Source organism: Enterococcus mundtii (assembly GCF_002947535.1).
GTDB lineage: Bacteria > Bacillota > Bacilli > Lactobacillales > Enterococcaceae > Enterococcus_B > Enterococcus_B mundtii_B.
Window position 1 is genome coordinate 98741 of the sequence record NZ_PUAP01000017.1, and the last position, 17891, is coordinate 116631.

General features: G+C 40.2%; 9 protein-coding genes and 1 riboswitch. Of the genes, 2 read left to right on the forward strand and 7 right to left on the reverse strand.

The features are described from left to right. Nucleotides 1–110 precede the first annotated feature (110 nt). The 3 genes from CUS89_RS05195 to CUS89_RS05205 all read right to left on the reverse strand — a co-directional run bounded on the left by CUS89_RS05195 (nucleotide 111) and on the right by CUS89_RS05205 (nucleotide 2735). Nucleotides 111–1235 (reverse strand): 1-propanol dehydrogenase PduQ, encoded by a 1125-nt coding sequence (locus CUS89_RS05195; RefSeq protein ID WP_104871318.1) that lies wholly within the window; start codon nucleotides 1233–1235, stop codon nucleotides 111–113. Nucleotides 1236–1521: 286 nt separating this feature from the next. Beyond that, a riboswitch (adenosylcobalamin (AdoCbl) riboswitch) is annotated at nucleotides 1522–1671 on the reverse strand. A 48-nt stretch (nucleotides 1672–1719) separates the two neighbouring features. Next, nucleotides 1720–2301, reverse strand: a complete 582-nt coding sequence (locus CUS89_RS05200) for a cob(I)yrinic acid a,c-diamide adenosyltransferase (protein ID WP_104871319.1) — start codon at nucleotides 2299–2301, stop codon at nucleotides 1720–1722. Next, nucleotides 2298–2735, reverse strand: a complete 438-nt coding sequence (locus CUS89_RS05205; RefSeq protein WP_104871320.1) for a EutP/PduV family microcompartment system protein — start codon at nucleotides 2733–2735, stop codon at nucleotides 2298–2300. Before CUS89_RS05205 ends, CUS89_RS05200 begins: the two co-directional genes overlap by 4 nt. Before the next feature lie 339 nt (nucleotides 2736–3074). On the opposite strand from CUS89_RS05205, the gene CUS89_RS05210 reads away from it, so the two are divergent. Then, complete coding sequence (locus CUS89_RS05210) at nucleotides 3075–4268, forward strand: ATP-binding protein (protein WP_104871321.1); 1194 nt, start codon at nucleotides 3075–3077, stop codon at nucleotides 4266–4268. A 114-nt stretch (nucleotides 4269–4382) separates the two neighbouring features. On the opposite strand, the gene CUS89_RS05215 is transcribed toward CUS89_RS05210, so the two are convergent. Next, a complete protein-coding gene (locus CUS89_RS05215) occupies nucleotides 4383–5285 on the reverse strand; it encodes a DUF7916 family protein (protein WP_104871322.1) in 903 nt (300 codons plus the stop codon). Between the two features lie 12 nt (nucleotides 5286–5297). Continuing rightward, nucleotides 5298–6581 (reverse strand): PTS sugar transporter subunit IIC, encoded by a 1284-nt coding sequence (locus tag CUS89_RS05220; RefSeq protein ID WP_104871323.1) that lies wholly within the window; start codon nucleotides 6579–6581, stop codon nucleotides 5298–5300. Between the two features lie 289 nt (nucleotides 6582–6870). Here CUS89_RS05220 and CUS89_RS05225 point away from each other — a divergent pair, with 289 nt between their 5' ends. Beyond that, nucleotides 6871–7590, forward strand: coding sequence for a UTRA domain-containing protein (locus tag CUS89_RS05225; protein ID WP_104871324.1), 720 nt, complete (start codon nucleotides 6871–6873; stop codon nucleotides 7588–7590). 64 nt (nucleotides 7591–7654) lie between these two features. Here the strand turns inward: CUS89_RS05225 and CUS89_RS16520 are convergent, their stop codons facing one another. Next, nucleotides 7655–9139 carry a peptidoglycan DD-metalloendopeptidase family protein gene (locus CUS89_RS16520; RefSeq protein ID WP_104871325.1) on the reverse strand — a complete coding sequence of 495 codons (1485 nt, stop codon included), beginning with the start codon at nucleotides 9137–9139 and terminating at the stop codon, nucleotides 7655–7657. A 477-nt stretch (nucleotides 9140–9616) separates the two neighbouring features. Further along, nucleotides 9617–17260, reverse strand: coding sequence for an isopeptide-forming domain-containing fimbrial protein (locus CUS89_RS05235; protein ID WP_104871326.1), 7644 nt, complete (start codon nucleotides 17258–17260; stop codon nucleotides 9617–9619). Between the last annotated feature and the right edge of the window lie 631 nt (nucleotides 17261–17891).

Sequence of the window (17891 nt, forward strand, 5' to 3'; positions counted from 1 at the left end):
CCATAAAGTGTTCACTTTACGCTTGTTATTAAGGGCCCCATTGCTCTTAAATTTTGAAGCACTCCGTTGTGCTCATTCATTATATGTTAACCTTTTCACGATGTCAATCTTTATAAAATGGCTTTTAATATTGCTCTCACGCCTTTTTCATCTGCAGGACGAGGATTCGTTCTCGTACAGCCATCTGCTAAGGCAGAGGTGGCAATTGCTTCTTCTTGTGTTGATACTTCTTTTGAAGACAAGCCGTATTCACTCAATGTCGCTGGCATCTCTAATTTTTCTCGCAGCTGTTTGATCATACGAATCAAATTCTGCACACCTAAACGAGGATTCTTCGTTTGCGTATTGCTTATGCAGTTTGCTAATGCCGCATATCGTTCAGCTACTTTGATCTCGGTCACTTGACCATTTCCTAAACCACTGTTGTAAGCAATCACTTCTGGCAGTAAGATCCCATTGATCCGTCCATGTGGCACATGTAAACGAGCCCCCGCCGCATGAGCAATTCCATGATTTAGTCCTAATGAAGTCGAATTGAACGCCATCCCCGCCATACATGAAGCTAAGTGCATTTGTTCTCTTGCTTCTTTGTCTTGCCCATTTTTGTAAGCTCGCTCTAAATATTCGAAAACCAAAGCAACTACTTTCTCACATAAGGCATCTGCGACTCCATTCGCTTCTGTGGAAACGTAGGATTCAATCACATGGGTCAGCACATCCATTCCTGTATCGGCAGTGATTTTTGGTGGGACACTCATGACTAGTCCAGTGTCTAATATCGCAATATCCGGTTGGATCTCTTCTGTTACTAATGGGATCTTCAAACCTAATTCACTGATCGTGATCACTGAGAAGTTTGTCACCTCAGACCCTGTACCACTGGTTGTTGGGATCGCAATAAATTGTTCAGTCAAAAGATCCATTGTCTTTTGCCCAAAATATTTCATTGCTTTCGCTGCATCGATTGCTGAACCACCACCGATTGCTACGATGACTTCACTTTGAAAACTTTCCATTTCTTTGATGCCTGAAACGATCTTATCAAGTGGTGGATCAGGGACAATATCACTAAATACGTGATACTGGTCTAAATAAGTCGTGACTTTTTCTACCATGCCGTTTTCTACCATAAATGGATCAGTAACGATGAAAACACGCTTTTCTTTGATGTTCTCAAGACTTTGTAATGCATCTTCCCCCACAATGATCTGTGTTGAGAATTGTATATTTTCCACGAACATTCCTCCTTAAAACCAAAATAAAAGAGACTTCAAACCAATGGAAATCAAAAAATCCATTTGTCTGAAGCCCCTTTGCTTCTTTTACAATCCATACAACAGCGTATGGTGTCTATTCTGTAAGTATTAATCAACACATGCGCTGGGAATCAGCAGTACCCCATTGTACTTGAAATCTCTTTCCCCATTGAAAGACCAGCCCAATATTCCCATACACATCATCGTGCTATGTGTGGGATTGAATCAAATATTCTTGGGCTGACTTTCAAAAAACGTCATTTTTTAGCAACACCCTGTTTTGCCTCGAAACAGTTTGCCCAATAATGAAAAATAAGAAAAGACCTGACTTAAAAGCTCGAACGCTTTATCACAGTGGCGGGACCGTGCCAGCATCTCACTGGCTTCCATTCGTATCTCTCATAAACATTTGATTAATCTAACAGCACTTTACCACACTGTTTGTGAAAAATCAAACACTTTTTTATAAACCTTCTTCTTTTATCTTATGGAAGACTTTCTCTCCTCTTGTATAAAAAACATCCTCTTGCCCCATTTGCACATTCATATAACGCGCCAACGCATAAAAATAGTCAGACAAGCGATTCACAAAAACGATCACTTCAGGATTGATCGCCGCAGTCGCACTTAAACGGACAATATGACGTTCCCCGCGACGAGCAATCGTTCGCGCCACATGGATCATGCTCGCACCTTGACAGCCACCTGGTAAAATAAATCGTTCGATATCCGGTGATTGCTGTGTATAAAAATCAATCCGTTCTTCCAACCAAGTAACACTTTCTTTCTGGACTTTAAGCGGTCGTCCATCTTCCAAGACCGTTGATAAATCAGTTCCTACATCGAATAATAGTTGTTGTAGTTCTTCCAACTCTTTCTTAAAAACGTCTTGTTCTTTTGACAATTGACTGATCGTATAGCCCAACCATGAGTTCAATTCATCAATCGTCCCATAACTTTCCACACGATCTGAATCTTTCGATACACTATGACCACCAACTAATTTTGTCATTCCTTTGTCGCCTGTTTTCGTGTAGATTTTCATGATTCTCCTCCTAAGTATTCGATCAATTCTGCTAGTCCTGTTTTTTCGACTGATGAGACTTCAAACAGCTTCGTTGCTCCAGCTGCAAGCAACTGCTCACGTACACGCGCCAACTCTTTTTCATCCTGGACTAAATCAACTTTGGTCATGATCCCGATCACTTCTTTTGGAAAGATATGCCCAAAGCCTGGTGAAAAAATCTGTTCCTGGTCTAATGCACTTTGCACCAAACCAATCACTTCCGCTTCTGCCGCTGTCACAGTCAAAGCAGAGTAGTATTGGCGATGTAGAATAAATTCCCCCGGTGTATCGATCATCTCAGGATGAAATTCTACCGCTTGGGTTTTGTCGTAAACGATTGCTTCTCCTCGTAAAGCTTGACAAAGAGTAGTCTTCCCACAACCGATCGCCCCCATTAAAATGATTCTCTTCATTTACCTCTCCTCCATAAAAAAAGCCTAAAAAAGCAGAAAAAGCTCTACTTTTTTAGGCGTCATTGCCGTATCCATACGCACACATCGTTGTGTGCTTCTTTTCACCAGTGTAATCGCTTATTTCAAGTTTGTCAAAATAAATCTTGCTCTATAATAACGAAAAACAATGAAAAATCTATTATATCATGTACATAAATTTGAAGTTAACTTCTAATTTACGGTAAAAAAAACATTTTTTTGAAGTTAACTTCAAATTTAATGAAAATAATGATTTTTTTGAAGTTAACTTCAAATATGGTATACTTACACCAACAATAGGATATTGGAGGAGGGATACCTTTGTTTCAACGACCTGATTATTTAAATCAATTGATCGATTTACAGAACACTGATTTCATCAAAATCATTACTGGCGTTAGACGGTCTGGTAAATCTGTGTTACTTATGCTCTACCAACGCTATTTATTGGAACAGGGTGTGGAACCAAATCATATTATTTATATCAATTTTGAATCATTCAATTATCAAGTAGTCACAGATGCAGAGAAGTTTAGGGACGTGTTAGCACCATTGATTCCTCAAGATGAAGAAAAAGTATATTTTTTATTTGATGAGATCCAGCTTGTCGATGGATGGCAGCGTGTCGTCAATGGCATAAAAACTAGCTTTAATTGCGAGCTAGTCATCACTGGTTCAAATGCGAATATGTTATCTGGAGAACTTGCCACTTTACTTAGTGGCCGATACATTGAGATTCCTATCTATCCCTTGTCGTTTGATGAATTTTTAGCTGTTAAGGACATTGCAAAAGACTCTCGGTTTGTTGATCAAGCATATCAGGAATATGAACAATATGGTGGTTTTCCCAGTGTAGTATTAGCTGATGAGAGAATCAAAGATACGATTTTATCAGGGATCTTTGATACGATCGTCCTGAACGATGTTGCCTTGCGTGCCGGTGTAAAAGATGCAACAGTGTTAAAAGCACTGATTCGTTTTTTATCAGACAATGTTGGCCAACTCGTCAATGCGTCAAGAATTGCGAACACATTAAAAAGTGAAGGAATCACAACGAGCACGCATACCATCAATCGCTACTTAGACCTATTGGAACATGGTTATCTCTTTTATCGTGCACAACAGTATGATATTAGAGGGCGAGAATATTTAAGAACGAATGGAAAATATTTCATTATTGATTCTGGACTTCGCAGAAATGCGGTAGGAAGAAAAGACGGTAATTATAGTAATCGTTTAGAAAATATCGTTTACGTCGAGTTGCTAAGACGAGGTTATCTAGTAGATGTTGGACGTCTTGACAATCAAGAAATCGATTTTGTTGCAAAAAAACTAGATGAAACACTCTATATCCAAGTGACCTATGAACTTCCCAAAAATAATCGTGAGACTGATAACTTACTTCACATCAAAGATAATCATAAAAAAATAGTGATTACCGGTAAATATTATGAGATCAAACAAGTAGATGGTATTCCGATTCAATACATCGTGGACTGGTTACTTGATAAATAAGCAGCTCAGCTAAATAAACGAACGCCTAGCAAAGCAATCACTAATGACTACTTTGCTAGGCGTATTTACTTACTCATAAACTTTAATCCTTTAGCATCAAACTTCTTTTACTTCCTAACGCACGATCGAGCGTGACATCATCGCGATCGTATGACGATTTCCACGGATCGCACGGCTCATCGCCATGATATTTTCTACCGGAGCGATTCCAGAATAGCCGGCATCGCCGATATGTTGGATATCTACACCACAAATTTTATTTTGGATCGCAATTTGTTTGATCGTGTCTGAATCGGATGATTCTTGGCTAGTACCAATTGCTGACATCACTAGCGCGCCCGCCGCATGGATCACTTTGACCGCCGCTTTTAATTCGACATCATCAAACCCTGGAACCGTTCCTACCGCAGGAACTAAGATCACATCCGCGCCTGCTTCAATGAAAGACTTGATTGCTTCTAGATCTGCTACTGGTTCATCGACTCCCGCACCATGCATTTTTCCAGCGATGATCATGCCACCAAAGTATTCTTTTGCCATTGAGATTGCTTTTGTAATGGCATCATTGGTGACACCACTTCCTGGATTTCCTGTCAAACAGATAAAATCTAATCCCTGTTTTTTGGCTGCTTCCATTGTTTCACGAGTCGCTTGACGCCCCGCTGGGATATCAAGGCGATCTTCTGCCATCTTCGCCTCTAAATCAACCGGTTCAAGGTTCGCACCAATCGGTCTGCCGACTACTTTTCGTAACGTTTGAATGATCGGCTCTTCTTCCTTACCTTTCAAACCTGAAACGACTGGTTCTAATGCATCAAAAGCATTCAATAAAATCAAATCAGCGCCATACGCACGAGCAATTTCAGAGTTGGTCACATCTTCAATATTACTGTCCCGGATGACCACATTTTCTGAACAAATCACACGTCCTTCACTTGCTTTGATCGATTGTTTCAATTCTGCCCCAGTCATTGTCATGATCTCTGATGTTTGAGCGCTAATAAATCGTTTCACCATGTTATTTCCTCCTTAAATTTCTTGCATTTCATTCATGCGGTTTTGTTTTTCCATCACTCCGAAGAATGGTAAATAAATCAAAATATTCAAAATCAAGCAAATGATTTGGATAATTGAACCTGAGATATGCCCCCCTGTAGCTAGAAAACCTGAGATGACAGGAGGCATGGTCCAAGGAACAGCAATTCCTACCGTTCCGTGAACAAAACCAAGGGACATCGCAAAATACGTCACCACAGCATTGACCATCGGTGCCAAAATAAATGGAATCAACAACGTAACATTCAACACGATCGGCATCCCAAACATTGCCGGTTCATTGATATTGAATATACCTGGTGTCAATGTCAAAGGAACCATCGTTTTTGTCATTTTCGACGAATTTTTTCTCAAGCCAACGATTGCTGCCGCAATTACTAAACCTAGCGTAGCTCCTCCGCCACCCATATAAACAAAGTTTTCCATGAAAGGTTGTGTAATGATATGTGGTAATTTCTCACCAGCTTCTACTGCTACACGGTTCGCATCCGTATTCATCAACCAGATCGGCATGATGACAGAATTCACGACATTGGCGCCGTGGATACCCATGAACCAAAACAGGGAAACTAAGAAGATCGATACTAACGTACCACCCAATGTCCCACCAAGTAATCCTAGAGGACCACCAAAGATTTCCATCAACAGTTGGTGAATGTTTCCTGAACCCCAATCAGTCATTTGAAATACTGCATAAATGACCAGCCAAAAAGTAAGAATCGATGCTCCTGGGATCAGAGCAGAGAAACTTTTCGCAACAGCTGGCTGGACAGAATCCGGCAAACGGACTTGGATGTTGTGATCAATAAACCATTTGAAAATCAATGTCGAAATAATTGCAATGACCATTGCCACAAAAAGTCCTTGCGCACCCATAAATGCAGTGGGAATTCCAACACCGTCATCTGATACGAGATTCGGTGTGACTAGTAAAAAAGAAGAAATAGAAATGATGCCCGCAGATACTCCGTCTTTGTCATACTGAACAGCCAATGCATTCGCAATTCCAAAAGCCGCAACGAGACCCATGATCCCAAAACTAGCCGTGACACCTTTATTCAAATAAGCATCAATCCCATTCGCACTTAAGAAATCAGTCCAAGCATCCACTGGAAATGAGGAAATAATCAAAAACAGTGATCCCGTAATGATCAGTGGTAAAGCTAAGGTAATACCATTTCGAATCGCAATCAAAATCTTATTGTTCGAAACTTTTGCAGCAATCGGCAACATCTTATTATTTATAAACTCGTTCATCTTTATCTTCTCCTATCTTATCAATGGTGGCGCTACTTTCGATTTCCCAAAAATAGCATTTCTTACCACGTACTATAGCGGAAAAATAAAGCCCTTACAAACCGCAAAATGAAAGATAATTTAATTTTTATAATCAAATTTTAATTTAAAATAGGTACATGTCGCTGTTGAGCTAAAATTAAGTGCTAAATCCGCCATCTAAGAAGAAACTGGTATGATATAATACATACCAAATAGCAAAGAATAAATTTTTCCTCATGATTATTTATAGAAAGGCAAGGAAGTAAATTTGAGTAAATATGAACAACTATCGAATCTGATTCTCGAACGTATCCATCAAGGAGCGTATCCTCCCGATTCCTTTCTTCCAAGTGAACGAAAATTAATGGCAGAATTCGGTGTGACACGTGACACGATCCGTTCAGCATTAAAAAGTTTAGAATCCACAGGGTATATCGAAAAAATACCTGCACGAGGCAGTAAAGTGCTTGCCCATGACAAAATCGATTTTTTTGTTAGTGATCTGTCAGGAACTTCAGAAAAATATCATTCCGAAAATCATTCCTTCAACACAGAGATCTTGTCATTGAAAAAAATTATCGTGGACGAGCAACTTAGAGAAAACTCCGGTTTTAGTTTAGGTGAATCCGTCTGGTATTTGCTGCGTCGCCGCTTGTTGAATGGTCGTGCGTTGATTCTAGAAGTAGATTATTTGCGCACCACTGTTGTTCCAGATCTAACCAAAGAAATCATCAACCAATCGCTATATCGTTACCTTGAAAATCAGTTGCATTTGAAATTGAACTGTTCAAAAAAAGAAATTTCTGTTGAGAATATCACCACTCCGATCGCACAATATTTAGATTTAGGAAAACATGACAAAAACATCTTTGTTGTTAGGAATTGGGCATATTTGACTGATTATACCCACTTTCAATACACAGAAAGCTGGCATCAAGTCGACTCATTCAAATTCGTTTTGTTGGCTGATCGACCGATGAATCACTAATTAAGTAAAATAAAAATGCCATTGAAAGAGTCCCCTTCCAATGGCATTTTTTCATTATCACTAATTAAAACAAAACAGTTGCTGGATCAATCAATTGCGCTTGTGCTAAGCTGTTATCACGACTGATCTCAAAATGCAGATGACTGCCTGTACTATTTCCGGTAGAACCGACAAACCCAATGATTTGTCCTTGTTCAACTTCATCGCCAACCTTCACGATGTATTCTTGTTGGTGAGCATAAAGTGCTGTCGTACCATCTTCATGTTCAATTGCTACATAGTTCCCCCATGAAGGATGGAATTCTGCTTTGATCACAGTACCTGCTTTACTAGCATAGATTGGCTCCCCTTGAGGTGCTGCAAAATCTAATCCACGGTGGAATTCACCACCACGAGGACCGAATGGGCTAGAAATCGTATAATTTCTCAATGGCACAATATATCCTTCTTTATTCACTTCAGGTCCGGCAACTTCTTTGTCATATTGTTCTAAATCATAAGTTTCGATCAGACCATTCAGTTTTTCGTTATATCTTGTATCCGTTGCGTAACGACCTGTTAAAAATTCAGTTGCTTCTTTATAAGTTTCTGCGTTAGATTTCCATGCACCTGAATAAAACTCACTATTTCCAGTCAAGCCTTCAGTCATTAATTTAGCATAGTCTTCAAGACTTTCTTCATAGTTGGCATATTTTCTGAATGTGGCTTGGATCGTATATAATGTACCATCACCAGCATCTTCTTGTGTGGCAAATGTCACGCCATTGCCCTCGTGTGTACCTTTGATCCCAAAAAGATTGTAGTTAGGTGATTGTGCCAACTGGCTTTGTCCACTAGCTGATTCTAAAATCGCTTGGGCAATCATCACTGATGCGTATAAGTCATTTTCTTGCCCGATTTTTCGAGAAGATTCACCGATTTTGCGAATGAAACTTTCAACTGATTCATCTTTTTCAAAATGGATCGATCCTTCATCCGTTTCTTGACTTGATGGTACAAGATCTTGGATCGGTGTTGTTGCAGAAGGTTGACGTACCTCTTGAGCAACTGGTGCCGCAGGTGCAGGCGTTGGTGCCACAGGTGCAGCAGGTGTTGTCACTGGAGGTGTTGGCTGACTTGGCTGTGGTGTAGTTGGTTGTGTTTCTCCAGTAGAACCGCCAGTTGATGGTGGCGTTGGTTTTTGTGGCTGACTCGGCTGTGTAGGCTCTGTCGGCTTCGTCGGTTCTGTTGGTTTTGTCGGCTCCGTTGGTTTTGTTTCCTCCGGTGTACTAGGTTCTGTCGGTTCTGAAGTATCAGGTGTGGTTGGTTCACTTGAATCACCAGTAGACGGTGGCGTTGATTCTTCTGTACCATCTGTTGTTGTATCTGTTGTGTTATCTTCACCTGTTGTATCAGACGAATCCGTCGTTGTTTCTGTTCGCGCTTCCGCTGTTACTGGTTGATCCGCAGAAAAAACTTGTTCATCTGCTAATACTTGTAAAGGCGTAGTTAGTAACATTTGTGAAAGAAATACAAATGAAACTAATTTATACGTAGACTTTTTTTTCAATTTTCTTACATCCTTTTCTTTAGTTATTTTTAAGATACATGTTAGTTATGAATTTTTTGTTAAAAAAATAATAATTTTTATAAAGTAATAACAATTATTTATCTCATATTTATGCTTCGATCCACTACTAATAACAAACGTTAAGTGAAAATATCTAGTGAACACTGAGATAATACGACAAACTTTTACTTTATTATAGTCCATTTTAACAGGAATAAGAAGGATTAAGCAGTCCATATTTTTTCATATTTTAGTGCAAATTTTGAACTTGACATTACTATTTCACCCTTTTTTTAACAGAGTAGCATCGAACAATCTATAAAAAATAGTCCTCCAAATATTGCTAATCAACTACTCGGAGGACGTTCTCTACTAAATTTGTCATCGATAAAAAAGATAGAGTAATAAATAATCTAAGTTACGTTTACCACAAATTAAATACAGTTTAGTTATTCAGTTTTTTTACATTCTGGCGAATCACTGTTTTCTTTTCTTTACTGCCACGACCAATACGATTACTACTAGAATACCACCTAAAGCGATCAGCGTATAAGAAACTGCTTCGCCTGTTTTAGGAAGAAATGACTTTCTTGCTTCCTTTTCCTTTGGAGCAGGTTTTCTAGGCTCTGGTCGGTTAGGCACTTCTTTTCCTGGTACAACTGGTACGTCTGGCTTATCCGGTTGATCTGGATCTTCCGGAATGACTGGTACTTCCGGTTTATCTGGTGGTGTCACATGGTCATCCACTGTGGCAATGTTCAAGATTTCTTTTCCTGAGACGGCGTCTTTGTTCACTTTCACTTTAAAGACGATCGAACGGACTTTTGTATCATTGATCTTGCCATATTCGGCAGTGATCGTACCATCTTTGTAGTCTAAACTTGTTGGTTGTGGATCATCACCCTTGCTAGTCAAACTACCTTCGACATAGGTCAAGCCTTTTGGTAACTTGTCGGTGACAGTCACTTGATTCAACACACCGTTTTCTACCGTATTGTAGAAACTGATACGGTACTCGATTTCTTCACCGATTTTTACAGTTTTCTGATTGACTGTTTTCTCACTTACTAATTTACCATCTGGAACTTTTGGTTGATCTGGATCTTCCGGAATGACTGGTACTTCCGGTTTATCTGGCGGTGTCACATGATCATCCACTGTGGCAATGTTCAAGATTTCTTTTCCTGAGACGGCGTCTTTGTTCACTTTCACTTTAAAGACGATCGAGCGGACTTTTGTATCATTGATCTTGCCATATTCGGCAGTGATCGTACCGTCTTTGTAGGTTAGACTTGTTGGTTGAGGGTTGTCACCTTCGCTTGTCAGACTGCCTTCAACATAGGTCAAGCCTCTAGGCAAGTTATCCGTGACTGTCACTTGGTTCAACACACCATTCGTCACTTGATTGCGGAAAGTAATTCGGTATTCGAGTTCCTCACCGACTTTTGTTTTTTGCTTATTGACCGTTTTGGTACTTTCTAATTTCCCTGGTTTTTCTTCTGGAATCACGGGTACTTCTGGTTCATCTGGCGGATTTGTGCCATCATCGATTGTGGCTTTATTGATGATTTGTTCGCCGACTTTCGCTTCTTCGTTGACTTTCACTTTAAAGATAATTGAACGAACTTTTGTATCGCTGATCTTGCCATATTCGGCAGTGATCGTGCCAGCTTTGTAGTCTAAACTTGTTGGTTGAGGGTCGTCACCTTCACTCGTCAAACTACCTTCGACATAGGTTAAGCCTCTAGGCAAGTTATCCGTGACTGTCACTTGGTTCAAGACACCATTCGTCACTTGATTGCGGAAGGTGATGCGGTATTCGATTTCTTCCCCAATGTTTGGTGATTGGTTATTGACTGTTTTCGTTGTTTCTAGCTCTCCCGGTGTTTCTTCTGGAGTTACTGGAATTTCTGGTTCTTCTGGCGGATTGATATGGTCATCGATGTTCACTTTATTGACAATCGTTTCGCCGACTTTTGCTTCTTCGTTGACTTTGACTTTAAAGATAATTGAACGAACTTTTGTATCATTAATTTTGCCATATTCGGCAGTGATCGTACCGTCTTTGTAGGTTAGACTTGTTGGTTCCGGCTGCTCACCTTCACTTGTCAAACTACCTTCAACGAACGTCAAGCCTTTAGGCAAGTTATCCGTGACTGTCACTTGGTTCAACACACCATTCGTCACTTGATTGCGGAACGTGATGCGGTATTCGATTTCTTCCCCAAGTTTCGGTGATTGATGATTGACTGTTTTCGTTGTTTCTAGCTCTCCCGGTGTTTCTTCTGGACTTACTGGAATCTCTGGTTCGTCTGGCGGATTTGTACCATCATCGATGGTTGCTTTATTGACGATCGTTTCGCCGACTTTCGCTTCTTCGTTGACTTTCACTTTAAAGATAATTGAACGAACTTTTGTATCGCTGATCTTGCCATATTCGGCAGTGATCGTGCCAGCTTTGTAGTCTAGACTTGTTGGTTGTGGCTCATCCCCTTCACTTGTCAAACTACCTTCAACGAACGTCAAGCCTTTAGGCAAGTTATCCGTGACTGTCACTTGGTTCAACACACCATTCGTCACTTTATTGCGGAACGTGATGCGGTATTCGATTTCTTCCCCAAGTTTCGGCGATTGGTTATTGACTGTTTTCGTTGTTTCCAGTTCTCCCGGTGTTTCTTCTGGGGTTACTGGAATCTCTGGTTCGTCTGGCGGATTCGTGCCATCATCGATGATTGCTTTATTGACGATCGTTTCGCCGACTTTCGCTTCTTCGTTGACTTTGACTTTAAAGACAATCGAGCGGACTTTCGTATCGGCAATCCCTGTGTATTCGGCAACCATTTTGCCATTTTCCATAGTCAAGGTTGTTGGTTGTGGATCATCCCCTTCACTCATCAAGCTACCTTCGACATAGGTCAAGCCTCTAGGCAAATTATCCGTTACTGTCACTTGTTTCAAGACACCATTCGTCACTTTGTTGCGGAAACTGATACGGTATTCGATTTCATCGCCCAGCTTCGGCGATTGATCATTCACTACTTTTGTACTTTCTAATACACCTGGAGTTTCCACTGGGGTCACTGGTGTTTCTGGTTCATCTGGCGGATTCGTGCCATCATCGATGGTTGCTTTATTGATGATCGTTTCACCTGTTTTTGCTTCTTCATTGACTTTCACTCTAAAGACGATTGAGCGAATTTTTGTATCATTGATCTTGCCATATTCTGCGAGGATCGTGCCATCTTTTGCTGTCAGATTTATTGGCTGTGGATCGTCCCCTTCACTTGTCAAACTACCCTCCACATAAGTTAAACCTTTAGGCAACTTGTCAGTTACTGTCACTTGATTTAATACGCCATTAGTGACTTTATTGCGGAAGTTGATACGATACTCGATTTCCTCACCGATTTTTGGTGATTGATGATTGACTGATTTTGTACTTTCTAGCTCTCCCGGTGTTTCCACTGGTGTAACTGGTGTTTCTGGTTCGTCCGGCGGATTGATATGATCATCGATCGTTGCTTTATTGATGATCTGCTCACCCACCTTCGCTTCTTCATTGACTTTCACTTTAAAGACAAGTGAACGCACAGTAGTATCAGTGATCTTACGATATTCCGCGGTTATTTTCCCGTTTTCTATCTCTAAGCTAGTTGGTTGCGGATCAGCACCTTCATTCGTCAAACTGCCTTCGACATACGTCAACCCTTTAGGCAACGTATCGGTAATCGTTACTTGGTCGATGACTCCATTAGTGACTTTATTACGGAAGCTGATACGGTATTCGATTTCGTCACCGATTTTTGGTGATTGATGGTTAACTGTTTTCGTTACTTCTAATTGACCAGGTGTCACTACTGGTGTGACTGGTGTTTCTGGTTCGTCTGGTGGGTTCGTGCCATCGTCGATTGTGGCTTTATTGACGATTGTTTCACCCGCTTTTGCTTCTTGGTTGACGATTACTTTAAAGACGATCGAACGAGTACTGGTATCAGTGATTGAGCCATACTCGGCAGTCAACTTTCCATTTTCCATTGTTAATTTTGTCGGTTGTGGATCGTTTCCTTCACTTGTTAAGCTACCTTCGACATACGTCAACCCTTTAGGCAAGTTGTCAGTCACCATCACTTGTTTCAAGACACCATTTTGGATCTTGTTACGGAACATGATGCGGTACTCGATCTCATCCCCAATTTTTGGTGATTGATTGTTGACCGTTTTCGTACTTTCTAACTCTCCTGGTGTCTCTTCAGGTGTGACAGGTATTTCCGGTTCATCTGGTGGGTTCGTGCCATCGTCGATCGTAGCTTTATTGATGATTTGTTCACCAACCTTTGCTTCTTCATTCACTTTTACTTTGAACATGATCGTACGGGATTTCGTATCAGAAATCGTCCCATACTCGGCTGTCAATTTCCCATTTTCCATCACTAACTTCGTCGGTTGTGGATCGTCCCCTTCGCTGGTCAAACTATCTTCCACATACGTCAAGCCCTTAGGCAAGTTATCGGTCACCGTTACTTGTTTCAAGACACCATTTTGGATCTTGTTACGGAACGTGATCCGGTATTCGATTTCATCACCGATTCTTGGTGATTGATGATTTACTGTTTTTGTACTTTCTAATACTCCTGGTGTTTCTTCTGGTGTCACTGGGGTTTCCGGTTCATCTGGCGGATTCGTCCCATCATCGATGGTTGCTTTATTGACGATCGTTTCGCCGACCTTCGCTTCTTCATTGACTTTCACTTTAAAGATGATCGTACGAGTTTTCGTATCACTGATCTTGCCATATTCGGCCGTGATCGTACCGTCTTTGTAACTTAGATTGGTTGGTTGGGGATCGTCCCCTTCGCTGCTCAAACTACCTTCCACATAGGTTAAGCCTTTTGGTAAGGTATCTTTGATCGTTACTTTTTTCAAGACACCATTTGTGATCTTATTGCGGAAAGTGATACGATATTCGATTTCGTCTCCTAGTTTCGGTGATTGATCATTCACCGATTTATTGCTTTCCAATACTCCTGGTGTTTCTTCTGGTGTCACTGGGGTTTCCGGTTCATCTGGCGGATTCGTTCCATCATCGATAGTTGCTTTATTAATGATCGGTTCGCCGACCTTCGCTTCTTCATTGACTTTCACTTTAAAGATGATCGTGCGTGTTTTCGTATCACTGATCTTGCCATATTCAGCGGTGATCGTACCGTCTTTGTAACTTAGATTGGTCGGTTGGGGATCATCCCCTTCGCTGGTCAAACTACCTTCCACATAGGTCAAGCCTTTTGGTAAATTATCTGTTACTGTCACTTTGCTTAAAATACCATTAGTTATTTTGTTGCGAAAAGTGATATGATATTCAATTTCCTCCCCAAGTTTTGGTGATTGATTATTGACCGTTTTCGTACTTTCCAATTCTCCTGGTGTTTCAACAGGTGTCACAGGAACTTCAGGTTCAATCGGTGGGTTCACGTCATCGTCGACGATGGCTTGATTGATGATTGCTTGTCCTGCGACCGCTTCTTCATTCACTCGGACTTTAAAAGTGATTGATCGCGTAGCTGTATCAGTGATTTTTGGATATACAGCAGTTACTTTTCCATTCACTACAGTCATTGATGTTGGTTTAGGATCATTGCCACTACTTGCGATACTGTTTTCGACATACGTCAAGCCTTTAGGTAAGCTATCCGTGATCGTCACTTGATTCAGTACACCATTTTCTACCGTATTCTTAAAGTTGATCGTATAGTCGATTTCCTCACCGATTTTCGGCGATTGGTTATTGACCGTTTTCGTGCTTTCAATCTTTCCTGGTAACTCTTCTTTTTCTACTTTTACTTCAACCACATTCGATTGATTTTCAAGTGCTGTATTGGTTGCTGCATCTGTCCCTTGCACAGTTGCACGATTGGGGATCAATTGCTCGACTATGGCTGTACCATTGATTTTCGCTTGAAATTCATACACTGTTTCAGCCGTCGTTCCTTTATAACTGCCTCCTGTTGTAGCATTTGCGCCTTCACCGACACGAACAGTCATTGTTCGGTTAGCTGCTGTGTATTCTGCTTGATCATCGCCAGAAGCATCAGTTTTTTTCCCAGCGTTGGGACCAGTCACGACTGATAAAGAACCAGGAACATAATCCAAACGGCTATCTAAGACATCCTTAGACAACGTATTGACGGCTTCTGAATTTTCTTTTGTATTTTTTACGTGCACACGATAGGTGACTGTCTCTCCGATCTTGTAGGTCTCTTTAGGATTCACGATTTCTTTATTGATCTCTAGCTCGGGAATCTCAGCATTGACAGAGAAACCGACAGCATTCGTAGAGAAGTCATCGCCAATACTAGTCGTTCTGAAACTGATTTGATTTTGGCCATTACTGATCAGCCCCTCTGGTAGAGAAAGCCGATCGATATCGATATCCAAAAAGTTGGGATGTCCTGGATTGAACTGTCCAGGATACTTGTCAACCATATGTTGATCGTTATCAGAAACGGTGGCATTCATCACATTTCCTACTGGGTTGATCGTGTTGATGATATTGACAAAAGTTCCTGCACTATTTTTGATTTGCGCATTGTCACCAGTAAACAATTTATCCCCTTGTACAGTGAACCAGGTGACAATAGGTTCTAGTTTTCCTTGTTTGGCTGTAATAAAATCTTTCATGACAAACTCATTATTTGTTCCAGCTTTATTTCCTCTGGCGCCGTAGTAAACATTGAATGCTCGAGAATGTTTTGCTTGATCTTTTGTTACGACAAATAGACTCCAGCCACTGAAATTATAGTATTGAGCTTTCTGGTTTAGCGCTTTTGTCATAGGGATATCAGCTAAGGTATAGCCACCAGTTCCACTGCCATCTCCTTGAATGATCGATGTCACATCTGCATAATTTGAAAAGCCTGTATTGTTATAGCCAAAGTATTGTCCAGGATCAGTTTTATCTTGGTCAATCCGATGATAATACTGAGGGGCAACTCTTTGTGATGTGCCATTTGGCGTAGTAAATTTGACTGGTGCACTGATTTCTTCATCCGAAAGATTTGTGCCAAATGCAGGGCCTTTATAACGAGAAGAACTCCAAAATAACCCCGCCCATGCAATCTCTTTCGCACCATCTAAATCGATATATGCGCGACTAGAATTATATGTTGTCGGGTCGCCATCTACATCAGCAAATTCTAAAACAAAGTTATTGATCGAATAGCCACTACTAGGCGCTTTAGTATTCAAGAAAATATTTGCTCGATACTCTTTTTCATCAAGGATCTTTAGATTAGTATTTCCTGTAGAAAAAAGTTCGCCTTTGTGCACACTATTATAGATTGGCTTTTCGAAGCCTCGTCCTGGTGTCGGCGCAAGTCTAGGGCCTTGAGCCATAGGTGCTTGAGGTAATCCAGGATCGGGGTCCTCTGCTTCTTCACTTGTTGACTGTGATTCTTCTGTTTGTGTTTCTTCTGTTTGCACAGTTGATTCTGACTCTGATGTTGTTTCTTTGGTTGGCTCTTTGATTGGTTGACTGGGTATCGATGATTCTGGTTGTGTGGTAGATTCTTGTATAGGTGATGAGGTAGTGCTAGTTGGTGCAAGTTCTTTTTTTGGAAAGTTGAGCTTAAGCTCACCTAATTTGTTTTCTGATTCTTTGATCTCAACTGCTAATTGATCCACGGATCGATTCGTTTTTTCCCCGGTGATGGAAAGTTTTCTTGTTTCATTTGGTTGAAGGGTAGCAATCCGTAATTGCGTTCCCTCTGCTTTTTCCATCTTTTCAAACGACACGATTGGATCGGTTGATTCGACTAACTTCTGATTATTCTTTAGTGTTTGCTTATCAAACTTAACAGGTGTATCGTTTTCATTTTTTTGATGGATGATCAACTGATTGATGGGTGTCTCACTTTTGTTCGTCACTTCATACGTAACATCCACTAATTGCTGGTTCTCCGCATTCGCTTCAGCATCTGCTTTGATCGATAAACTTTGAGAGTTGAATATACTCTCATTCGGTGGTGCTACCCCTTCAGCAAACACACTCGTCACAGGCAGCAGATTCGCTACCAACAACATAACAACAGCTAAATAATTGAATGGAACTCTATACACTTTTTTCATTTTTAAAATAACCTCCTTCACCCCACTATATAATCGTTGTTTAAATAACACAAAGAAAACGGTTTTGTAGATGAGTGTTTTCTCATATATAAAATCACACACCATATATATACGCCTATAACACGAATATTTTAGTGAAAAAAAGAAGGAGATTAACGACTAATATGCTATTTTATTGTCTTAAAAAAGAACTTTCTTCCTATATATATGTATAAAAAAACTAGTAATCAAACTGCCTATTAAGCGAATCATTTCTCGCTGATACCAATTTTTTTTAGTAAAAGAAAGTGTGCAATGATTTACGTAAAGAAAGAAAATGTCAGAAATTTCTAACTATAAAATGATTATAAATACCTATTTTAAAGGTAAAAAGTTGTATTCTCTCCTATTCTACCAACCGAATCTACAATCCATACACCTCATAACGTTATGAATAAAACGATAGATTGTTATGTCAATCAAAACTAAGAATTAGATACGCGTTGGTTTTAGATAAATCGAATCATCTGTCTAGCTGAAATTATTAGATATGTTATTGTTAATATCATGCTCCACAAACCGATCCACTCTGTATTACTATTCAAAAAATGGTTTATATCATTGAATACAAAAGATAAAAAAACAAATATAT